This window comes from Sphingobacterium nematocida (assembly GCF_900168125.1).
GTDB lineage: Bacteria > Bacteroidota > Bacteroidia > Sphingobacteriales > Sphingobacteriaceae > Sphingobacterium > Sphingobacterium nematocida.
Map to the genome: position 1 here is coordinate 458,249 of NZ_FUZF01000001.1, position 23,126 is coordinate 481,374.

Here is a 23,126-nt window from a genome sequence, read left to right on the forward strand (position 1 = left end):
ATGTCATTATGTAAAATATTTAAGCTTGCCCTTATCCCAGCTCTATTGTCACTGGGATCGTGTGATAACTTCTTGGACGTCGTTCCCAAAGGTGTTGTAATTCCACAAACCTTAGCCGATTACGAAGCTCTACTCAGTGCGCCACTCGTAGTAACACGCACGTCGAATAATGCCATCTATGCAACAGACGAAATCATTCTTCCTGAGGCAAACCGTGCGGCTGCAGGTGGTTATCCAGGCAGACACGCTGTAAACACCTACGACTACTTACCAGAACACTACGATGTCAGTGAAAATGATGAAGACTGGAATGCAGCTTATAAAGCTATCTATACGTTTAACACCGTTATCCAAGGTATAGCAGATAATAAAGAAGCCGATCAAATCAAGAAAAACCGGTTAAAGGGAGAATCTCTGGTACATCGGGCTTTTACCTATTTATCGCTTGTCAACCAATATGCAAAACATTACAGCAGTGCGGCCAGCGAAGATTTGGGTGTGCCCCTACCGCTTAAACCAGACATCAATGCCCTGCTACCTCGTAGTACAGTAGCCGAGGTGTACCGACAGATTGAAAGCGATCTGTTGGAAAGCATAGGCCTTTTGCCTGAATCGCCTACCTACAGACAGCGTCCAAGCAAAGGTGCGGCACTGGGACTTTTAGCACGTATGTATCTCTACGAAGGCAATTGGGAAAAATCATTCGACTATGCCAATCAGACCTTGGCTATTAATAATTTTGTGTATGACTATAATACATTTTCTTATGCCGATCCGAATAACCGGAGGGGGGCACTCAATGGATACCCTACGTCTATGAATGACAAAAAACACGTTATTTTCAACAAATACCTGCTTAAAGTTGGTGCCTTAGATTTCCAGTTTCAGATTGCTCCTGCCCAATATGCATTGTACAAAACAGGAGACCTGAGAGAACTATTCGGCACAAGCCCTAAAGGCTATACGAGCGCATTACTTGCTTTTCAAGGGGTGTTAGAGACAAATGGCGCATACGAATACAATAACGGAGGAGTCACTACACAAGAGATCTACCTGATCCGCGCGGAAGCTGCTGCGCGCCTCAACAGAATACCTGAGGCATTAGAAAGTTTGAACTACTTACGCCAGCGCAGATTCACAACTGCTACTTTTAAAGCTTTAGCCAGCAACGATAAGAACGAGGTTTTGGATTGGGTACTTAACGAACGTCGTATAGAATTGGCTTTCTTATGTCATCGCTTAATCGATATTAAACGCCTGAATCTAGAAGGTCGCAATATTGGGATTAATCGCGGAGAGAAGGTAATACAGCCAAACGCCCCCCGTATGGTATTTCCAATACCGGCCAAAAATATAAGCGTTAATCCAAATCTAGTACAAAACCCCAGATAAATGGGATCAGCGTCCGAAAGCTATCTTTCGGACGCTGTCATTATAGCAAAATTTAATTATGAAGCACATTACCTTACTTCTTACAGGTTTATTGTTTCTGAGCTTTAGTCAGGCAAAAAGCATTGTAGAAGGCAGTTTTCCAAAAGCCACAGGAAAGCAGTATACCATTTACCTCAAGTCTCTAGAGACTGCTGTAGGCGACCTTATTCCTATCAACGAAGAGATACGGGTGGGGGCTGACAACAAATTTAAATTTGAGATCGACCTTACAAAGGCTACTTTACTAAACCTTATTGTAATCAGCGAGTCTGCAGAGGGCAATAAGTCCAACATCGTATCGGTTGTTTACCTCGAGCCGGGTAAAAAATTAACAGTTCCCTACACCCTCATATGTAATCATTGGGTACAGCCTAATTATTCGGCTATTAAGGATAAAAACAATCGGGCGCTCTTGGAAGTACAGGCAAAGGCGCTTATGTTAAACAAGGAATTGTATGATCTACCTTTTGATCCGATAAAGACCAAAGCTGTTATGTATCAGTTTTACACAGCGAGTGAGCATATTCTAGCATCTAGAAAGATCCATAAATCCGTACAAAAATATATCCGCTTTTACAGCTTTGATCAATACAATACGGCACTATACCGAGCTGGCATGGAACTTAATAAATCTTCGGATAGCGCTAAAAAAAACTATTACCAGCAGCCTAAAGACCCTATTCCGTTTTTCAATGATGAACTTACTTTATCATTTTATAATGGTGTCAGCAATATTGTCAATTACCTCAATCTTGCTACTGGCCTGGCGCCTTATAGCCGTCGCAAATCGTTAGCACAGATCGAACAGCAAAACCAATTGCTGCAAAATGATATTCGTAACATACAGGTAAAAGACAAGGTGCTGGAGCGCATATTAAGTTCCTTTAGCGCTAGCTACCGCGCAGAAAACAATTTTGAGGAAGACCTGAAGATATATACGCAACTCGCACAACATATTCAAGATACCATCGTGAGGGACGAAACGGTTAAAGCCTTTGAGAACCTACGTTACACTCTAAAGGGAGCCAAATGGCCAGACCTACAATTCCGTTCCGCCTCAGGAATCCCCATTCATTTAGACCATTTTAAAGGGAAGTACGTTCTGATTGATGTATGGGCGTCCTGGTGTGTGCCCTGTATCAAAATGCTACCCTATCTACATACGCTGGAACAGCAATACAAAGATCAAAATATTACATTTATCGCTATATCCATAGACGCCGATAAAACAAAATGGGAAAATAAGATAAAAGAACTAAAGCTTGAAGGGCATCAGCTTTTAGATCAGCAAGGAGAGTTTGCGAAGAAGATGAACATCACGGGTATTCCTCATTACATCTTATACGATCCTGAAGGAAAACTGGTAAGTTACAAAACAGCATTACCAGATAATCATGAACTGAAGAAACTACTGGACACCCTACTATCAAGACCGTAACCAGTTAACTTTTGTTAAACACTGCTGACAAGCTCGGCTATGGCACGATAATGGTTACTATTTTAGTATTCATAATTTAGGTTAATAATTGGTTAGTTAAAAATACCTGAAGCTCTCCGCTTCAGGTATTTTTTTGTTGGGTAATAGGCTATAATCGAGAACTTAAAATGTTAAATTTGCTATTATGAGGTCATTCAGCTATTTAATCGTTCTATCGAGTATTATTTTTCTTTCGTTCAGCAACCTAGAGCACCCTTTACATAAAAAATGGCAGCTCGTGGCCGAACAAATAGCTTACCTGAATATGGATCTTACGCCATATGACGGAGCTAGAGATAGGCTGGATTCGGTCAAAAACGTGACTGTACAATTTCTACCTGATGGGGCTTTTAAGTCGCCCGAAGGCGATGGTAGCTATACTGTAGCGAAGGATTCTATACATTTAAATATCAATGGTAAAAATGCTGCATTCAAATACGAATTGAATAATTCGAAACTAATAATGGAGAGTTATATCAAAAAGACTGATTATATAGTTAGATCAAGACTTTACCTGGAATAGTAGCTAGCGAAAGGAAATTGCAACAACTTGAATGTTTTCAAGTGTATAGCCAAACTCAGGTCAGGCTTTATATTGCTAATTATACATAATGAGCCGATTAAAAAATCGCTTTACTTTCTCTATCTTTGAGTTATCATGCTACATAACGATTAATGGATTCCCACAAGAGGTGTCCTGTCTGACTCGTTAAACTTAAAAGGCATAAGATATCAGGTATTTCATAATTGCGGTTATAATAATTACACTTTTGATATAGAAAGTGTAATAAAAGTATCAAAAGACATATGGTAGAAAACTTAACGATCATCCCCCATATACTTACGGGATCAATAAAGAGCAAACCTACCGCCAAAATGTACACAACAGCTCGCGCCTGGCCTAATCTTTCTTTTAAAATCTCTACCATATTTGATTTTTCTCTTAATAAAGGTTCCCAAAGGTAGTTTTATCAGATTACGTCATTATTAATGAACTGTTATTCTTTTTGACTATAACGCTTTGTAATAGTTATTCATAAGCACCACTGAACTCTTAAATAGCCTAAAAGCCAGTAGAAATGCATGTACCACTATGTTATGTTCAAAGCCTCTGCTAGATGAGGGATAATTATAGAAACAGGATATGGTGTGCAAAAAAAATTGTACGAATAGAAAGTTATAGCTATCTTTAATGTGTTTGGATTAGATCCATATAAAACCAAATCATAAAACAAACTAAAATATTATGAACCTATTATTCATTGGCTTACAGGAATTATTTGTCTTAATCCCATTGTTTGGATTTTTTATTTACACGATCTATCACGCTGTAAGGAACCCTGTCCTTATTGAAAACGAACGTCTAATTTGGATATTAATTATACTACTTGCGAATGTACTGGGTACGATTGCTTATTGGGGGTTCGGTAAAAATGGTAGAAATAAACTCGGAACATAACGTTTACAGAGGCAGCTTAATCTAAACTTTATATTATTATGACAATCAGATATACTATCGGCATAGGTTTTGACGTTATATCAGTATTCATAATTTAGGTTAATAATTGGTTAGTTAAAAATACCTGAAGCTCCCCGCTTCAGGTATTTTTTTTCTGAAAGTGTTTGTACTCAATGGCCATCAAGAACTTTCATGTCTGTTGCTGATCCAAAGGCATCATGAAAGTTTTTTCTGAAAGTTTTTATTCTGTAAAGGATGGGCTTAATACTGTTCTAAATCGGAAAAACCTAAATCTTGGATTTTGGGAAGTGAATTGATTTTTATCGCTTTTTTCCTTTTGTTAAATATTTCATCTGAGCCCAATTCTTGCTCAAACTGGATTTTTGTTTTTGCTATTAAATCAATCTCTGTTTCGAAGGTGGTGTTTTTGCCATTCCAGTATACGCGCGATATCTTGACTAGTTCAAAATTATTTTGCCTGAATCTAAATTCATAACAGCTTTTTCGACCGTCGATGTCTGTAAGCATTCTTAACTTACCTTCTTCAATGAAAAAATCGGGTATTGTATTACCATTATGTTCTCCGTGTTTGTTGGGTGGATATTGGCTCTCCATTATCTGTGTAGAGGAAACGGCGAGCCGAAGCTTCCCGTTAGGCTGCGAAAGAAATATCTGTACACGAAGAGGTCCGGTCTCGTCTTCCACATCCATCTCTAAAACAATTATGTCATCGCGTTTGTCATTGTTCAAGTCTCCTACCTCTCTTTGCACTAGTTCTGAAAAATTGCCTTTAGGGACACTTTTTTGTGCGTATAGATCGGCTGTTGCCAAAAGAAACAGAAATATAGAAAATAGTGTCTTCATAGGTGTACAAGTTAAAGATGCGAACGTTGTTTAGCATTTTTCTTCTTTTTGTAAAAGTATAAATTTAATGTGGTGTATAGGTAGCAATCAAGATTTAAACATAGTTGTTATGAAATTGATATGTGTTTAATGTAACCTTTATATTAATATGATAATCGGATATACTATCGGCATGGGTTTTGCCGTTATATCAGTATTCATAATTTAGGTTAATAATTGGTTAGTTAAGAAATACCTGAAGCTCCCCGCTTCAGGTATTTTTGTATTCAAGATTTTTGAAAGCACATTCAATCTCTCTAAATTCAATTACTCAAACAACGCTGTAGCATTTTGTCAAGTCGTCTCGTTATTAACCCAAAACTAAATTATAAAAAATAGAAACCATCTAGATTATGAAGAAATACCTAGCTTATCTCGTTGTATTAGTATTTGTTTTAGGATGCAAAAAAAATGAATCATACGAATACTACTACCAAAAGGCCGAAGAAAAACGTATCGAAATTGAAAATCTTATCAAAACATTCCCTTGTGGCGATCTTTCCAATTGGAAAGTGGATGCATTTCAAAGCTCAGGCTTGGGTTCATTATATTTCCCTATTGCAATGAACCCTAACCCGCAATATTTACGTCTAAAAGGGGAATATGAGGCGCTTATTCAAAAAGCCAAGAAACTTGACGACAGAATGGCTTACTATGATTATCTCCACAACCCAGCAATAGCTATCGAATGTGTGGATGTCCATCCTAAAGTGATGACTGCTCAAGACTATAACCTGGAAAAAGCTACTATTGCACTAAATTCAAAAATAGCTGAAATAGAAGCGCTAACGGCGAATAATACTTGCACGGGGAAGGAGGATTGGCAGCTTTTTCGAGTGATGAAAGATTGTAAATCGCTGTATATTCCGATAAACAAGCTTGACAAAGCTTTGGTTGGAAAACTCAACGAACTGCAGCAAATAATTTGGGTATTACAAATGCGTATTGTTTTTCTAGATAACACAAAACAAGACTGCTTTAAATATGATAATAGTGACAAGCCTTTTGAAGTTGTATGTGAAAATAATAAACCTGTCATTAAGTTCAAGTAAAAAATATGTATCTAGAATCTAAAACTGGAACGGGTCTCGGAGGGAATAGTCAGATATAGGTATAACCTTAATATCCAATAGTAGTTCATTTGATCCCTTAGCTTTTTCTATCTTTAGAACATCATGATACATGTAACCTGTACTATAATAGTAAATAATAATAAAATTCTGATCTGCCAGCGCTCGGCCGTAATGAAAATGCCCTTGAAATGGGAATTTCCGGGAGGGAAAATTGAAGAGGGGGAATCAAAAGAAGATTGTCTGCGTAGAGAGATACAAGAAGAGTTGGGAATAGATATTGGTATTGGCGAGGCTCTGACGCCAGTAGAGCACCACTACTCTACTTTTTCGATCTGCCTCTATCCTTTTGTCTGTATAATGGAATCGGGTATGGTGCAACCTACGGAACATGCACAAGCGATACGGGTAGACGCTATTGAATTATCAAACTATGACTGGGCTGAGGCGGATGTGCCTATTGTCAAGGAATATCTAAACCGATAACCTACGGAATAGCAAATCGGCATGAGTTTTGTGACTATACTGGTATTCATAATTTAGGTTAATAATTGGTTAGTTAAGAAATACCTGAAGCTCCCGCTTCAGGTATTTTTATTATTGTAGGCCCTATTTATGCAATAATCGATCATATTCATAAACATACTATCTTAGACTTAAAATCCGTGAGGTCATGCGACCCGATCCCTGAATGATAATCTTGTCTGAAAATAGTTCCATCTGACCAAAAGCATTTTGATCTTCGGTCTCAATCATACCTTCTAAGGTGATACAAGGAAGATCCTGATAGAGCATAAAGTTTCCGGCATGATTATGACCAGATATGACCGCTTTCACAACTTTGTGTTTTGTAAATAACACCAACAGTTCTCGATTATTTAGTGCTTCGTAACCAATCTCTGGATACAAAGGATGGTGTGTAAATACCAACACCGGCTTTGATTGCTTGGCAGCACGGTTGAGTTGCTTTATAATCCAGGCCATTTGCTTGTTACTGACTCCTCCATTCCATGGCTTAAGATGTGTCCGTCCTAGGTTTGCTGTATGTGTAGTTAAAGCAAGATACTCTTTTGACAAAGCTGAACCTTGCTTTGTAGCGTAAGACGAGAGCTCATTTGTATTTAAAAATAGAAATATCCAATTGCCCTTATCTATAGCGTAGTATTCGGCCGGCATCCCAAATTTCTTAAAAACATTGACTTGGTATTCTTTCGGGTAATCATGGTTCCCTAAAATAAGATAAAAGGGCATTGTAAGCTTTTTCAGTCGATCGATAATAGGTTTTGCATCTTTAGGGCCTTCGTCGACCATATCACCTAAGACAATTGTCATATCTAGGGAAGCTGAGTTGAACCGCTGTACAGCATCGTCCAGTTTCTCAAGTGAATTTCTGTAGAATCGTGTTTTGCCATCTGCTTTGTCTGCATACTGCGGATCGGCAATAAGGCCAATTCGTAAAGGATTCTCCATTTGCTGCGCATAGGTTATACACATTAATAATCCCTGAAGAAGGGAAATAATTATAATCTTTCTCACTATTTGAATCTTTGATTTTGCTTTATCATCGTTAATGTAACTCTAATATACTTCCATCGCTAAAACCACGGAAGAACTTACCATTATCGTACAGAAGGATCTCTCCTTTGTTTCCTCCTTGCAAGTAAGAATCAATCGCTATAACTTTGCCTTGCTGCAGGGTTCGGACACGATCTCCTGGTGTATGACCAATGATCATTCTTTCTGTTCCATAGTATTGAAGTGCGCTATCTATTTCTGCTAAAGGATTCCTGTCTTTTTTGAAATAGCCTCGGTACCACAATGGACCATCTGTAAATCTCAATAAATCTAATCTCTGATCGTCTATACGGATTAAACTATCCACTGTAAAGAGTTTGTTTCGAAAAGAGCTATTAATCTCATCCTTGCTATAAGAATTTTGTAGAATAGCATTAGATACGCCTGCGTGTACAAACAAGTTATCATTGATCGTGATCATAATAGGCCTCTTTCTTAACCAGACTCCCAGTATGCTACTATGTCCAAACCATTTTCTGAATTCTACTCCCATAATATCTGCTGCCTTAACATATTTGGGGTTTACGTAACGTACGTCATTATACAAAACCATACTCTCGTGGTTACCAGCAAGAAAATGCACTCTGCCTCCCAATCTCAACGCCTGCTCTTCTAACTTAAAGGTGAGCCACAATGCTTCGGTAACGGCATCGCCCCTATCCAGAATATCTCCCAAAACGATCAAGTGACCATCGCCATATATCCAATTGTCCTTTGAATCTATCACACCATGACTGCGCAGAAAATGTCTATATGTGGAGTCATTACCATGAATATCGCTGATTGCTAAAAAGCGTTTTATGCCATTAAATTCAGACTGCTGAACGTATTCCTCTGTTTGTAGATACTGAAAATGGGCATAGGGTGAAAACCCTAACAGATGGGCAGCAGTCGACTTATCGTTTTTACTGTCTGTAGCCTCTCGTCTAACGCCAGCCTCTACCCAGACAAGCTTAAAACTACCACTGTCTTGGATAAAGATATGGGGAGCTTCTGATAATAAGCTATCTGGCTCACTCTCTCTTTGTAAATAAGATGTAAAACCAGTTGAGGGATAAATGAAATTCAAAACAAGGAATAAAACCGTATAGATATAATAACCCGATCTCTTTGTCATTTGATTTATTATTTTAGGATTGCAATATATGTTAAGTCTTGTAATCTAGGGATGGTGATAATGGATTGGAGAGATGCGATGCTATAATCTCGTCTATGTACTTCTGTCTGGTCGCAGGGCTCTTGGAAAATACAAGTTTATGTAGCCACATCTTCTTTTTTGTCTTGCTCTGGCGCTGAAAATAGTCTCTCAGCGTATTGTCTTTTTGAAAAACTGCTTCTAGATCGGGCGGCACGATCAATTCTTCTACACTATCTAAGATGGTCCATGAACCATTTGATTTGGCAACTTCGATACTTCTATAACCTGCTTCACACATAAGCCCCAGTGCGATCAGTTCCTGTACTTTTTCCTTATTGATCTTAGACCAAGTACCTTTCGGTTTTCTCTTACTGAAGAACTGGTGGGAGGTCTGATCATCTACTTTAATCTTCTTACTATCTATCCAGCCAAAACATAAAGCGACATCCACCGCTTCTCTCCATGTGATAGATCGCTTATCGGACGTCTTACTGTGGAAAACGACCCAAACATTGCTTTTGGAAAGATGGTTTTCTTCTAGCCAAATCCGCCATTCGGAAACAGTAGCTGGGTAAAATATTTCTTCGATTGTACGGAGCATATATTGTATATTATCAAGGAAAAACTATTGTGATGGTTAAATTATTAATCTAAAACAAAGCTACAAGGGGCTCTTGACAACCCTATGTCAGGAATAAAAAACCGATTCTCCCATAGTCTATTTCAGTCGCTCTAACACCCCTTTCCGTTTTACAATATTCTTATAATCCCATTGAATTTCCTCCGATTTTTGAAGCCATCGTCTTAAATCTTCCAAATGGATCTCATCTGTTGAATTGTAGAAAATGGAAGCGTCTTTAAACTTGCCCCCTCGTATACTTAATTGTTCTTCGTCAAAGCCTTGTCCGCTCCAAAACATCAGTCTTATGCCTTTTTTCTCTTTACTATATCCTGTTATCGGATTACCGTCTAAAAACCATACCGGATGTCTGTGCCAGATTTTATTTTCGGATTCGGATAGGTACTTTGTTATTTCTATGGCGAGTAAATCACAGATAGCCTTGTCCGGAACGGACTGGCTATTGTTATATTCAAGAATATCTTTTGAAATTAATGTTGTCATATTCTGCTACTAAACTACAACGAGCTATCTGTCTTACTCCATCTTACCATCTGTAAGTGACGGCATTGATATTCATACCCGCACCTACCGATGCAAACATGATCAAGTCTCCTTTATTCAATTCGAATGATCCGATCTCTTTGTTCAAAACTTGATGTAGTAGTGTAGGTACTGTAGCGACCGAGCTATTGCCCATATGGGATATGTTCATCGGCATAATATTTTCAGGAAGGTTTTCTATTCCGTACAGTTCAAAGAACCTTTTGACAATCGCTTCATCCATCTTGTCATTTGCTTGGTGAAGGAAAATCATCTTGAGGTCACTTATCTGTTCACCGCTTTTGTCAAAGCATTCTTTCATAGACTGCGGTACGTATTTGAGCGCATATTCGTAGACTTTTCTCCCCTTCATCTTGATGTATTGTGGCTCTCCTGCTTCACCACTATTCTTGCTGGACGAACTTATATAATCGAGTTCGTAGCCCGTGTCTGACCGTACAGCAGCATTTATAATACCTGATGTTGCTGTTTCAGCTGCGGACAGAATACATGCTCCAGCTCCGTCCGAAAAAATCATACTATCTCGATCTGTAGGATCCAGTACACGCGAGAGCGTCTCTGTACCGATCACCAGACAGGTCTGCGCATCGCCGGAACGGATCGCCATATCTGCCTGAATCAATCCCTGTACCCAACCTGGACAACCAAATATGATATCATAAGGAATACAAGCTGTATTTTGGATACCCAGTTTATTCTTAACACGCGATGCTATCGATGGGACCATCTCGCGGGGAGCACCAGGATATTTCATCTCCCCATAATTGTGTGCTACAATAATCAAGTCTATAGATTCACGATCTATTCCTGATAGTCTAATCGCCTCATCGGCTGCTGAAGCGCCCATGTCGGACGCAGCAAGCCCCACGGGGGCATATCTACGTTGTTCAATACCAGTGATAGCCTTAAATTTACGTATTATCGTCTCGACAGGCTGCTGGATCTCCGTATGCTCATCGGTGAAAAATGTATTGTTTAGAAAAAACTCATTGTCTACCACTTCTGTAGGAATATATGCTCCTGTACCGATTATTTTGGATCGAATCATGTGTGTTATTAGTTTAATAGAAAACGCTAAAAAGGGTTAATCTATTTGAATGTAGGAATAAATAACCGCATTTAGTTGTTACTATCAAAATATTTTGGTCAATATATTTATAAAATAAAAAATAACAGGTGAATCGGATTAACTCAATCTACGTAAAAACCTGTTGAAGATCGTGTCATCACTTTCTTGATAAACTGTCAAGAATATCAGAAAAGCATTTAGCCCCCTCAGCTTAGTTATAGAATTTAGTAATTTTACCCCGCGATACTAAGGAATTAAATATGAAGACAAATAATATGCAGGGTAAGATCAAAAATTCGCTTACACTCTTACTTCTAATGGTCACTGTAGCTCTTTCTGCACAAACAACGAACAATAAAATGGTATCTTCATCGATACTGACTTCCATACTTGAAAAAAATAGGCATTACTATCATGATGGAAAAGTAGCGGATTATATTCCGGAGCTGGGTAAAATGGATGCCAAGGCTTTGGCACTATCTGTAATTGATAAGGAAGGTAATATCACGAATGTCGGCGATGTCAACACGAAATTTACCATGCAAAGTATATCGAAAATCATAACGCTAATGCTTGCGGTTATCGAACGTGGTGAAAAATCGGTCTTTGAAAAAATGGGGTATTATGGTACTGACAAACCCTTCAATCATTTTGCCAATCTAGAAACCATGGGAAAGCCTCTAAATCCGATGATGAATGCGGGTGCGATCCTAACCACCTCATTGATAACCGGATCGGGTGATATACCTTTCCAAAAGACATTAGAACTAGTCCGATACATCACCAATAACCCTTCAATAGACTATAATAAATCAGTTTATCAATCTGAAAAAGAGACTGGCCACCGAAATAGAGGTATGTTTTATCTCTTAAAAAACGTAGGGTTAATCGCTGGAGACGAAGAGCAATTGGACAATTACTTCCGTCAATGTGCTATAGAACTAACGACTCAAGATCTGGCAAAAATAGGTTATTTCTTTGCTCATCAATGTGTGCGTTATGATGGTGACCGTAACTACGAAAATGCAGATCTTTCTAAACTTATACTTTCTCAAATGTTGATTGCGGGCATGTACGAATTTAGTGGCGAATATGCGCGTACAGTAGGGATGCCCAGTAAATCTGGGGTGGGCGGTGGAATCACCGTAAGTATGCCTGACGGAATGGGGATCGGTGTCTTTAGTCCAGCTTTGGATACGCATGGCAATTCTTCTGCGGGATACCGTATAATTCTTGATCTAGTCAAAGAGTACAATCTGGGAGTATTTTAAGGCCTTTATATGGAAACAGATCAAGACTATTGTTTCATCCTAAGCCTGCAGGAGTGCAGGCCTTTTCATTTATTTTGATACCTTAGCAATTGAAATGAAAAAAGTAACGATCCTCCTCGCATTAATATTCCATATACTGATGCTACACGCACAAAACAGTGTATTCTATAAAGGAGTTATTATATACCAAGGTGATCTTCTCTTTGTCGGCGCTGAATCTAAAAATCTCTCTGGCGCGATCAATAGGGTCACACAACAAACAGATAGCATTTCTTTTGATCATGTAGGGTTAATAGAAATAAAAGAAGGCGTCCCCTATATCCTCCATGCAAGCAGTAAAAAAGGTTCTGTAAAAGAACCTTTGGACAGCCTAGATAAGGAACAACTATATGTCTTATACCGGATAGACCATAAGTACGATAACGCTATTCCTGAGGCAATAAAAAAAGCGAATCAAATGCTGGGGAAGCCTTATAACTGGAGCTATAAACTGAATGATAGTTCCTATTATTGTTCGGATTTTGTAGAACGGGCCTTCAGACATATCAAACTATTTAATCTGGAACCTATGACTTTTAAGAATCCTAAGACGGGTAATTTTGATGAGTTTTGGATAAGTTTTTATACGAAACTGGGATTAAAAATTCCTGAAGGAGAGCTAGGATGCAATCCTAACGGCATGGCGAGCAGTCCAAAACTACATCGTGTAGCTACTCTTTATTATAAAAAGTAATCCGATTGTATCTCTCTTAAAACCACCTATCTATTTGTACAAGTAGTGAAAATCAAATGAATGAGGTTCATTTTTATATTACGCTGCATTTGTATTGCGTGTAAAAGCGAATTTATGTAGGTTTGGTAAAAAAAGGATTGCTTCAAGCGTCGTTCGATAAGACCTACATGATCAATCGAATCGCTTAAACAAATAATCACGTTTTTATCCATACTTTTGGGAATTGAATGATAGACCTATGAAACGTATCCGAAACTCTTGGAAAATGCTAACGCATATCGGTACCGACCCGTCTATGTCCTATATGGACTTTAAAAGAGCACACATGGTCAACATGATTGCTTTGCTATGTATTCTCCCAGCAATATTCTTCTCGATCACCAACTTTTTCGAAGAGCGCTATCTATTGGCAATGATTAATTTTTCAAATGGATTATGTGACATAGGGGTTCTTCTCTTTCAGTATCGTGGTAAACATAACCATGCTAAGTTAATGCTCCTGACGAGCAATTTCATCTTCTTCTTTTTGGGGGCTATTCTTTACCACAATTGTGCTGAGTATTTCTTAGTGTGCATTCTAATATCGTCCACACTGCTCTACGACAACCGCCGGACTCATATCTTTTTTGGACTAGCGGTTACTGCAGCAGTAGTATTGATCTATACTTTTCCTAACGTTAACTCTTTTGAAGAACCTGTACCTGTGGTTAGGGTACTTTACAACATTATTTGTTCGCTGATATTTATCGTGGCTTCTGTAAATTTTTTCTTACAGATAATATACAGCAATATGAAAAAAATTGAAGATCAACGGCTAACACTACAGGCGATCAATAGGGACAAAGAAAAAATATTCTCTATTATTGCGCACGATATCAAAAGTCCTTTTGCTTCTTTAGAAACCATGGTATTGGCACTACGAGACCAAGTAATGAACAACAGCATATCAGCAGATTTCATCCAACAACTACACCTTCGGATCGTTCAACAAAACCAAGTATTGGATGATCTTTTGCAGTGGGGAAGCAGCAGTCTGCAAGGCATCTCTAACCCTCCTGGACGGGTGGCTATCAAACCAATAATTCAGGATATCTTAAGGTTTTTTGAGGAACAAATAGCTGTTAAACAATTAAATATTACTTTAAATATTTCAAACACGGAACAGGTTATTGTTAATAAAGATCACTTTGTCATCATTTTGCGTAATCTGATCAGTAATGCGATAAAATTCAGCTATGTGACCGGCGACATCAATATTTTCACATCAAGGGATCAGAGCTTTACATTCGTGCATATTAAAGACCAGGGGATAGGTATAAATCCCTCAAGATCTGCCTTGCTATTTAATGTGATACAACGCAAATCGCTCGGCACAGTTGATGAACCCGGAGCTGGCCTGGGCTTAGTTTTGTGTAAAGACCTTATCGAACGTAACTGCGGAATCGTACATATCAATAGCATACCTAATAAAGGCTCGATATTTACCGTTGGACTTCCTACTCCTACAGCTGCCGAAAATGATTTCAATGTAAAAAATGAACAGCAGTACTCGAAGAAGAAATGGGCTTACGAAGCTCCCCACTCCCAAACGCTGTGATAACCTCCAATTGATTCGACATAGGTAAAAAATCCCTTATAAAAAGGATACCCACCTATTGTACTACTATCCCCCACCACAACCAGTTTCTTCTTAGCCCTTGTCAAAGCGACATTCATACGACGAATATCCGATAGGAATCCTATATTCTGACTATCATTACTACGTACGAGACTTATATAAATGATCTCTTTTTCCTGTCCTTGAAACCCATCTATGGTATTGACTTGAATCCGACTATCGACCAAACTTGCCTGTTCCGAGAACAGGTCTTTTAATAATGTTGCCTGACCACGATATGGTGTAATGACCCCAATATTTGGTCTGGTTTCATCATGATATTTATCAGAAAGTTCAGAAACTAGATGACTAAGATGATTCGTCAAAAAAAGTGCTTCTTCTCGATTTGATATTGCCCCTTCTATTTCGGACTCTTCATACCCGGCTCCTGCAGTATCAATGAAAATGATGGGTTTAGTATCCCCAAGTAATGTCCACTCTGACACCAATGAATCTGCTTTTAACATACTGTTATATAAAATAGACGATGGATAAGCCATTATCTGCTCATTCATACGGTACTGCGTATCCAAGAATGATACTGTCTCGGGATATAATTGGATCAGCTTCTCGAACAAGGTGTGAAACAACGGATTACTCTGTCCCTGGCTTGACTTGACTGTAGGTGGCAGTTGACAATGGTCTCCAGCCAAAATCAAATTATCGGCTTTTAGAATAGGTATCCAGCAAGCAGGCTCCAGTGCCTGTGCAGCCTCATCGATAATAACGGTATTATAATGTCTATCTCTAATGTGCGGATTATTAGCCCCCACCAGTGTCGCTGTGATAACTTGAGCTTTGTTCAATATATCTTCGACTACATAATCTTGGACTCTATCGATTTCCTTTCTGATCTTGCGTGCTTCGTTTAATAATGCTTTGCGTTGTTCATATTCGGCTCGTCCAAAATTACGTTTATATTTTTGGGCCATATCCATATAAGCACGGGCCTGCTTATTCAATGCCTTGACTTCTCGATAGGCCTGATGTTTATTGGCCTTCTCGTCTAAGGTCAACCCCAATAGATGATCAGATATCTTTACAGGATTACCTATCCGCAACACGTTTAATCCTGCTAGATCGAGTCTTTCCGACAACACATCAACAGCTGTATTGCTGGGGGCGACCACAAGCACTTGCTGTCCTTTCCGTTGTATAAACTCATATATGGCTTTGACTAAAGTCGTGGTCTTGCCTGTACCAGGAGGCCCATGAAGTATTGTAAGTACGTCCTGGGCTAAAACCTGCGCTACTGCTCTATTTTGGCTTGCATTGAGACTTTTATCCTCAAATAAAGGAACTTTCAATCTACTGTTTAACGATTCAATTCCTATAAGTTGGCGTATTAAATGCCCATTGGATACATCTTTGACACGGGACTCGGCTTCAACCAATGCCGCATTCATCTCCCGATAAGAATTCTCATCAAATAACAGGTCTATTCCCAGTTTTCCCCTGCGACTCCATTCTGGAAGCTCTTCAGTACGAAAAGACACACGCATCAAATGCTGATTAACAAAGGCTATAGTCCCTGAAATCCGATCCTTTTGGGGATCATGATTAGAGAACAACGAGACAGGCATACCAAACCTGAACTTATGGCCGTTTTCTAAGTCTGTAGTCTTATTGAAAGTTATAGTAAGATAGTCTCCTCGTCCCAATTCACTATTTGTAATCTGAACCGGAAACCAGGAAACGCCCAAAGATTTACGTGCATTCACTCCGAGCTCTACGAGCAACGATTCATGTTGTTGTCTATCATATGCCAACTCCTGTTGCAATAAAGCTGCTAGGTTCTTAAAATAATCCATCAATGCTCGTAGTTATCTATTATATCTGCAAATTAACCGCTTTTTTCTGAAAGTGTCCGTACTATTGATCCGACATTACTTTTCAAGGTCTCTTCGTTCGGTTCAATGGACATCAAGAACTTTCATGATCCGACAGCTGGTGGATCATGAAAGTTTTTTTAGCACCCAAAGGTTATGTACGTACAATTATATTTCAACGGCTGAGAATCTCATTATTTATATGGCTGACTATGGATATATGACAAAGTTTTTTTAGTTTTAGCTATTGGCTGTATGATCATACAACAGTCTTGAAAAAATGGAAAAACAAGTTAATGCGGATGAATTCGTAGAGCGGTTCATGATAGGCAGTCAGGAACATCTAAAACACAAACAGTTTCCTGTTAAAATGTTTAAACTCAGCGAAATTGCCCCCTATATTAAATTTCCTACTCCTCCTATATTTTTGGGTTATAATCTGCTTGTACACTTGACGGAAGGGTATTTTACACATCAGATTGGTCCTAAAGAGTATATTGTGAAGGCTCCTGCTATCCTTATAAGTAGCTACGGTAACATCTCTGCAGTAAAGGCTGCAGATAGATCTGTAAAGGGACATTGTATCCTAATCAATGAAACAGCAATGACTTCGATTTTTAGAGCACAGGAGATTTTGAACATATTTAGTATCTCCCCTCTTATAAATCTATCGGTGGAAGACAGTAGGGATATCCACCAATTATGTAAGCTTCTGCACAAAGAACTCTACGCAGACCATCCCTATAAGGAACTTAATGATAGTCTGTTAAAATCTGTGCTTCTGAAAGTAATAAAACTATCTTCTTCCAATAAACTGCTGAGTAGAAAGCAAGAAATAGCGATGATGTTCAAACGTCTTGTACACAAGAACTTTAAAAAACAGAAAAATATTGGATTTTATGCGGACAAACTCGCCGTCTCCACCAATTATTTAAACCGATGTGTTTTTTCTGTTTTCAACAGTTCGTCGAAGGAAGTAATACTTGAGGTATGTATTATGCATAGTCAATTACTTCTTTTCGAATCCAACAAGAGTATTTCAGATATCTGTTATGAATTGGATTTTTCTGACCCATCTTACTTTTCACGTGTCTTTAAAAAGGTAGTAGGACTATCTCCAACCGAATATCGCAATAGTGCAAAATAAAAAAACATGCACGATTTGTCCTAGTATTAGTACAAGATCAGACACATGATTTAACGTATTATCCTCTATTTTTGTAATAGAAGGAAGGAACAAAGGAAATTCCACACGCCAACACTTACCAACAATAGCAAGAACACTGTTTGGTTTTGTGCTAGACTTGTGCTCCAATTTGTCCCTCCATATTTTCAATTAAAAAACATTTGTTATGCTTAATCTTATAGAGCAACCCGGTGTACATCAAGACTTCAATGTGTATATTTCTTCTTTCAAGGAGCGGTTGTCTAGTTTATTCAATACTGAATATGATTATAACTCTATCAGCTTGTCTAGAGGTTTGCCTCCTACTTTCTTGAGTGAGATCATGGCGATGAACCCCCTATCGGTAGCTATCCCCAAAGAACATGGCGGTAGAGGTCTACATGTTAAAGAATGTCTAGGCATATTATCGGCCGCATCTTATGAGTCACTATCGCTCTCGCTGATGTTTGGTATTAACATCGCTTTGTTCTTAGAGCCTTTTGCCAAATATGCAGCTCCCTCCTTACACCCTAGTGTATTCAAACGGTTTCTAGAAGATAAAGCAATGGGTGGCTTGATGATTACAGAACCGGGCTATGGTAGTGATGCGCTAAGCATGCGCACCGCCCATGAACAACAAGGAGACATATACAACATCAAAGGACAGAAACATTGGCAAGGATTGACGGGTGCAGCTGACTTTTGGTTGGTTACGGCCCGCAAAACTGTAGCGAATGGAGAATTGGCTAGAGATATTGATTTCTTTGTAACGGATAACAGTATCGAAGAACAAAGGATCATCGTTCAAAAGAAGTTTAATAACCTAGGCCTGTATGCTATTCCGTACGGTTTGAATGATATCGATATTAAAGTACCTTCTGAACAAAAGCTGATTGCAGAAAGTACAGGTATCAAATTGATGCTGGATACATTGCACCGTAGCAGACTGCAATTTCCAGGTATGGGAATGGGATTCATAAAACGTCTTTTGGATGAATCTCTACTGCACTGTAAAACGAGACGCGTATCTGGACAACCATTAAGCGAGATAGATGCTGTAAAGTTTCAATTATCCCGCATTCAAGCTGCGTACACAATATGTTCGGCAATGTGCTCTTATAGTAGCGGCATGAGTTCTATAACAGCAGACTTATTTGGTAACGCCGTCGACGCCAATAGTGTAAAAGCATTGGTTACTGATCTGATGCAGGAATCTGCACAAATAGCATTGCAGTTAGCTGGGGCCAACGGGTATCGTCTAGATCATATTGCTGGACGTAGTGTCGTGGACAGTAGACCCTTCCAAATTTTTGAGGGCTCTAACGAGATGCTGTATTCACAGGTTGCTGATGCCATTGTTCGTATAATGCGCAAAACCAAAGTCAATAATCTACTCGAATATCTAAAAGGCTACGAGCTTACAAAAAATGCCACTGAAATATTTGGCACTATATTAAGCATCAACCTTCCTGATCAACCGAAACAACGTCAGATGGTTACATTAGGCAGAATGATTGCGCGTGTGGTGTGCTTCCAGTTTGTGGTACAATCTAACCACCTCGGTTTCAGCAATGACATGACTGAGATAACACGGCAGCATATGCAAATGGACCTGACCATGTTGGCAGGACAATGGTCTGCAGGTACTCAGGCTGATCCATTAATGGATTATGAGGAAGGAAGCGATTGGTCAAATTTTATACATGAATAACAATTGGATTCGACCTTAAAACAAAGAATGCCTGTAAGCTATAGAGCTACAGGCATTCTTTGTTTCATATATCCGAGCCATTATAAATTGAAACAACTTAAAATCAACTGAGATGATAGCTTTGGTTCTTAAACTCCATTGAAATGTAATACTGATACTTTTGTTTATCGAGTGGATAATCCCAACAACCTAAACGATGATAAATATCCCCTCCAAATCCTGATTTGAATCGATAAAGTCCATAAAGAGGATGAGAAGGATCCGCTTGAGGAGCAACTCCAAAAAAATCATATTCAGTACACCCTAGTTCTCTTGCAATTTGCATTGCTCTCCATTGCAGGGCGTATGTAGCCATATAATTTCTATTCTCGGTTGCCGATGCTCCGTAAAGATAGGTCCCCCTATTTGCTGCTACTACCAAGAACATCGCAGCCAATGGTATTTCATCCACTTCAGCAACTAAAAGATATACATCTGCTGGCGACAGTGTATCGTTTGCACGCGCAGAAAGTACTATCTTAAAGTAATTAATATCGTGAAGAAAAAAGTTATTACGTTCGGCCGTTTGTCGATATAAATCATACCAAACATCGATACTTTCTAAACCAAGGGACTGGATACGGACTCCCTTGCGGGCGGCAAGATGGATGTTGTATCGAGTCTTAGGTTTCATCCGAGCGAGCAACAAGTCATCATCTCTCTTCAAATTCATAAATATAGTATTTGAAGGCAAAATGTCGGTATTCGCTTTATGTAGATTCCAATGCGTTGTATTAAAATTAAGTCGCATCTCTTGAATACGTCGATCTGGTACTCCCAACCAATTGCCATGTAGATCGTAACAGTCGTCATCTTTTGCCCAATGAGATTCCCAAGATAAATCATACCGAATCATAATACAATTTTGTGGTAGATAAGAACGTAGGCTCTCGGAAAGCTGTTCTAAGAAATAACCTTGATTTTCTTCTGATGGTTCCACTTCTGGGCCGTACGGTACATACGCGATACAGTGCTCTCTATCTATTGCTTGTATAATAACCAATAAGTCACCTATCAAATAACTGGTATCCGCCGTATCGACATACAAATCAGACAACTTGGTCTGAAAATTAAAAGCTTTGGACTGTAATCCCTGTAATTTCTTAACTGCTGACCAATACGCTGTTTGCTGAATAATCCCTGTTTTGTATAACTCTTCTACTTCCTTGTCTTGAATATCTGCTATCATGTCTCTTTTTTACTCCATTTGGAATAAAATATACCGAACAGACTATAATCGATATCAATATTCCAAAAGTGGCAAACATATCCATTAATAATGGATAAAACTAGATCGTATTGTTGATTGAATGTTAAAAACCCCTTCAATCACAATTTCAAACCTGATAGTAAACGGAGAGAACGTTATTTTGTCGTGGTTTTGTTTTTTGCTCCTACATAACGATCAACACCGATCATCAATAATAATGACAAAACAACACAAACGGATACGACATAGCCTACAACATCATAATGCTCTAACATAGATGTTGGTGTCTTTTGGTAAACTATAAGGCCTGCAATTGTAGCTGCAATTCCTCCTGAAATTTGTTGTAAGGAGGACTGGATACTCATGTATGCCCCCCTGTCATGATTATCCGGTACCGCAGACAATAATGCCATAGACGGCACCATACGACAAAGAACGCCTATTGTAATACAAGTATTCAATATCAAAACCATATAGAAAGGAATGGCTGTAAGATTAGTGTAAATTATACAAAAGACAATAAGCCAAACACTACCGACACCAAATAATTTAAGTTTATCAATTTTGTCGCTCATCCTACCAATTAATGGCATAAATAGCAGCGATACAACACCCGAAACCATAAATAATACAGGGAGATGTTCATCATCTACATGTAGATTGTTGACGGCAAATATGGTGGCATATGGCATCATCATAAACCCACCTAATGAGAGCAATGATGTAGTCAAAAAACCGCGTTGATAAGCTGATCGCTTAATCGTGGCTAGCAAATGATTCATCACATTTCTATTTCCACGATCCAATTGCAAATGCTCCTTGACCGGTTTTAATAGGATGATAATACCTATCAGGATTAGTGCTGAGAAAGCAGCTATATACATAAAGGGTGCTTCCCATCCGAGATGATTGGCGATGTATAGACCAATAGGGATTCCCAAGACCTGACTAGCACCAAACCCCATCTGAACAAAGCCCATTACACGACCACGTTTTTGTAATGGAAAAATATCAGCAATTATTGCCATGGAGATAGAGCCTATCACGCCACCGAACAGCCCTGTAATAATCCGGGCAGTAATTATTGTTGTATAACTATCCGCTAAACCACAAAATACGGTCCCCAACACAAAGCCAACATAGAAAAAAACAAGTAGTCTCTTCCGATCAAACTTGTCTGCAAAACCTGCTGTCAACAAACCAGATATACCGGCACTATAGGCATAGGCCGATACAATATTTCCAAAAGAAGAAGCACTGATATCCATCGATTTGACAAGCATATCCCCTAAAGGAGACATTACCATAAAATCCAGAACAACAGTAAACTGCGTCAACGCTAACAGAAAAATAACAGTTTTTTCGTAACTTGAAAAATGAGATTGTATAGAAGCGTCTGACATAGAGTAAGCTTTTTTGAAAGCTCAAAAGTAAGGAATATTTCGAAATTATTAGTGGAAGCTTTTCACCCCCTTTTTACCAAAAGACTATCACAAACCAACGATGTCAACATAACTGCTTCGCGCTCCAGGTAACTCACATGCATACTCTTATCAAAGTCCTCGATATCCTCGATACGAATGATCACTCCCAATCCCAGCTGTCTTGTGTTAAGATATTTCAAAAGAGAAGATGATGACTGACCAACGGCCATCAATTCGACCACATCTCCCACCTGACAATCACTAAGCTTCAAATAAGGAGCAGCTTCGATGTCTCCCTCTTTATTAGGAATTGGAGAACCATGTGGGTCTACGGTAGGATATCCCAGGAGTTCATCCATCTTATTAAAGAACTCGGGGGCATGTATGTGCTCTATCTGCTCAGCAATATGATGTACCTCATCCCAACCAAATCCCATTTTTTCAACCAAATACATCTCCGTCAAACGGTGCTTTCGAACTACTAGCGCTGCTTGTAACCGTCCTTGGTCTGTCAGCTTGAGAGGTTTATAGTTTTCATGGATGACAAACCCTTTTTCTGCGAGCCTTTTCATCATGCTATTAACAGTCGGCATCTTTATATCGAGAAAGCGGCTAACCTCATTTACAGTTGCCTCCCCTTTTGTCGCGGACAACATAAATAGAGCCTTCAGATAGTTTTCCTCTATGGATGTGTTCATACACAAATCTACAAATTATTAGAGTATACAAACATTTTTGTTGATAAAATTTTGTTAGACTAATCTAACTTATTACTTTTGATA

At 38.8% G+C, this 23,126-nt stretch carries 21 protein-coding genes; 11 read left to right on the forward strand and 10 right to left on the reverse strand.

Annotated elements, in window-relative coordinates; genetic code table 11:
* The 4 genes from B5X76_RS01925 to B5X76_RS01940 all read left to right on the forward strand — a co-directional run bounded on the left by B5X76_RS01925 (nucleotide 1) and on the right by B5X76_RS01940 (nucleotide 4,367).
* Nucleotides 1–1,392: a RagB/SusD family nutrient uptake outer membrane protein gene (locus B5X76_RS01925; RefSeq protein ID WP_079640741.1), complete on the forward strand. Its 1,392-nt coding sequence runs from the start codon at nucleotides 1–3 to the stop codon at nucleotides 1,390–1,392.
* 58 nt (nucleotides 1,393–1,450) lie between these two features.
* Nucleotides 1,451–2,869: a TlpA family protein disulfide reductase gene (locus B5X76_RS01930; RefSeq protein WP_079640742.1), complete on the forward strand. Its 1,419-nt coding sequence runs from the start codon at nucleotides 1,451–1,453 to the stop codon at nucleotides 2,867–2,869.
* A gap of 184 nt (nucleotides 2,870–3,053) precedes the next feature.
* A complete protein-coding gene (locus B5X76_RS01935) occupies nucleotides 3,054–3,431 on the forward strand; it encodes a hypothetical protein (protein WP_079640743.1) in 378 nt (125 codons plus the stop codon).
* Nucleotides 3,432–4,154: 723 nt separating this feature from the next.
* Nucleotides 4,155–4,367, forward strand: coding sequence for a PLDc N-terminal domain-containing protein (locus tag B5X76_RS01940; protein ID WP_079640744.1), 213 nt, complete (start codon nucleotides 4,155–4,157; stop codon nucleotides 4,365–4,367).
* A 261-nt stretch (nucleotides 4,368–4,628) separates the two neighbouring features.
* On the opposite strand, the gene B5X76_RS01945 is transcribed toward B5X76_RS01940, so the two are convergent.
* The gene (locus B5X76_RS01945; RefSeq protein WP_079640745.1) at nucleotides 4,629–5,231 is read right to left on the reverse strand and encodes a hypothetical protein; all 603 of its coding nucleotides are present in this window, start codon (nucleotides 5,229–5,231) and stop codon (nucleotides 4,629–4,631) included.
* Between the two features lie 392 nt (nucleotides 5,232–5,623).
* Here B5X76_RS01945 and B5X76_RS01950 point away from each other — a divergent pair, with 392 nt between their 5' ends.
* A complete protein-coding gene (locus B5X76_RS01950) occupies nucleotides 5,624–6,322 on the forward strand; it encodes an amidohydrolase family protein (RefSeq protein ID WP_079640746.1) in 699 nt (232 codons plus the stop codon).
* A 123-nt stretch (nucleotides 6,323–6,445) separates the two neighbouring features.
* Nucleotides 6,446–6,826 (forward strand): (deoxy)nucleoside triphosphate pyrophosphohydrolase, encoded by a 381-nt coding sequence (locus tag B5X76_RS01955; RefSeq protein WP_079640747.1) that lies wholly within the window; start codon nucleotides 6,446–6,448, stop codon nucleotides 6,824–6,826.
* Between the two features lie 159 nt (nucleotides 6,827–6,985).
* Here B5X76_RS01955 and B5X76_RS01960 read toward each other — a convergent pair whose 3' ends face one another.
* From B5X76_RS01960 to B5X76_RS01980, 5 genes are all read right to left on the reverse strand, one after another.
* Entirely contained in the window at nucleotides 6,986–7,876 is an 891-nt protein-coding gene (locus B5X76_RS01960) for a metallophosphoesterase (RefSeq protein WP_245800900.1), read from the reverse strand.
* A 31-nt stretch (nucleotides 7,877–7,907) separates the two neighbouring features.
* A complete protein-coding gene (locus tag B5X76_RS01965; protein ID WP_079640749.1) occupies nucleotides 7,908–9,032 on the reverse strand; it encodes a metallophosphoesterase in 1,125 nt (374 codons plus the stop codon).
* A gap of 31 nt (nucleotides 9,033–9,063) precedes the next feature.
* Entirely contained in the window at nucleotides 9,064–9,654 is a 591-nt protein-coding gene (locus tag B5X76_RS01970) for a YdeI/OmpD-associated family protein (RefSeq protein WP_079640750.1), read from the reverse strand.
* A gap of 117 nt (nucleotides 9,655–9,771) precedes the next feature.
* Complete coding sequence (locus B5X76_RS01975; protein WP_079640751.1) at nucleotides 9,772–10,176, reverse strand: DUF1801 domain-containing protein; 405 nt, start codon at nucleotides 10,174–10,176, stop codon at nucleotides 9,772–9,774.
* A 43-nt stretch (nucleotides 10,177–10,219) separates the two neighbouring features.
* Nucleotides 10,220–11,284, reverse strand: coding sequence for a 3-oxoacyl-ACP synthase III family protein (locus B5X76_RS01980; protein ID WP_079640752.1), 1,065 nt, complete (start codon nucleotides 11,282–11,284; stop codon nucleotides 10,220–10,222).
* A gap of 281 nt (nucleotides 11,285–11,565) precedes the next feature.
* Here B5X76_RS01980 and glsA point away from each other — a divergent pair, with 281 nt between their 5' ends.
* From glsA to B5X76_RS01995, 3 genes are all read left to right on the forward strand, one after another.
* The gene (gene glsA, locus B5X76_RS01985) at nucleotides 11,566–12,576 is read left to right on the forward strand and encodes a glutaminase A (protein WP_079640753.1); all 1,011 of its coding nucleotides are present in this window, start codon (nucleotides 11,566–11,568) and stop codon (nucleotides 12,574–12,576) included.
* A gap of 94 nt (nucleotides 12,577–12,670) precedes the next feature.
* Complete coding sequence (locus B5X76_RS01990) at nucleotides 12,671–13,309, forward strand: YiiX/YebB-like N1pC/P60 family cysteine hydrolase (protein ID WP_079640754.1); 639 nt, start codon at nucleotides 12,671–12,673, stop codon at nucleotides 13,307–13,309.
* 238 nt (nucleotides 13,310–13,547) lie between these two features.
* Nucleotides 13,548–14,906, forward strand: a complete 1,359-nt coding sequence (locus B5X76_RS01995) for a sensor histidine kinase (RefSeq protein WP_079640755.1) — start codon at nucleotides 13,548–13,550, stop codon at nucleotides 14,904–14,906.
* Here the strand turns inward: B5X76_RS01995 and B5X76_RS02000 are convergent.
* The gene (locus B5X76_RS02000) at nucleotides 14,876–16,777 is read right to left on the reverse strand and encodes an AAA domain-containing protein (protein ID WP_079640756.1); all 1,902 of its coding nucleotides are present in this window, start codon (nucleotides 16,775–16,777) and stop codon (nucleotides 14,876–14,878) included. The genes B5X76_RS01995 and B5X76_RS02000 overlap by 31 nt on opposite strands.
* A 298-nt stretch (nucleotides 16,778–17,075) precedes the next feature.
* Here B5X76_RS02000 and B5X76_RS02005 point away from each other — a divergent pair, with 298 nt between their 5' ends.
* Both B5X76_RS02005 and B5X76_RS02010 read left to right on the forward strand, forming a co-directional pair.
* Nucleotides 17,076–17,942 carry a helix-turn-helix domain-containing protein gene (locus tag B5X76_RS02005; RefSeq protein ID WP_079640757.1) on the forward strand — a complete coding sequence of 289 codons (867 nt, stop codon included), beginning with the start codon at nucleotides 17,076–17,078 and terminating at the stop codon, nucleotides 17,940–17,942.
* A 205-nt stretch (nucleotides 17,943–18,147) separates the two neighbouring features.
* On the forward strand, nucleotides 18,148–19,671 hold the full coding sequence (locus tag B5X76_RS02010) for an acyl-CoA dehydrogenase family protein (RefSeq protein WP_079640758.1): 1,524 nt from the start codon (nucleotides 18,148–18,150) through the stop codon (nucleotides 19,669–19,671).
* Between the two features lie 103 nt (nucleotides 19,672–19,774).
* On the opposite strand, the gene B5X76_RS02015 is transcribed toward B5X76_RS02010, so the two are convergent.
* From B5X76_RS02015 to B5X76_RS02025, 3 genes are all read right to left on the reverse strand, one after another.
* Complete coding sequence (locus B5X76_RS02015; protein WP_079640759.1) at nucleotides 19,775–20,899, reverse strand: lipid II:glycine glycyltransferase FemX; 1,125 nt, start codon at nucleotides 20,897–20,899, stop codon at nucleotides 19,775–19,777.
* 176 nt (nucleotides 20,900–21,075) lie between these two features.
* Nucleotides 21,076–22,323, reverse strand: a complete 1,248-nt coding sequence (locus tag B5X76_RS02020) for an MFS transporter (protein WP_079640760.1) — start codon at nucleotides 22,321–22,323, stop codon at nucleotides 21,076–21,078.
* 62 nt (nucleotides 22,324–22,385) lie between these two features.
* Nucleotides 22,386–23,042 carry a metal-dependent transcriptional regulator gene (locus B5X76_RS02025; RefSeq protein ID WP_079640761.1) on the reverse strand — a complete coding sequence of 219 codons (657 nt, stop codon included), beginning with the start codon at nucleotides 23,040–23,042 and terminating at the stop codon, nucleotides 22,386–22,388.
* Nucleotides 23,043–23,126 lie beyond the last annotated feature (84 nt).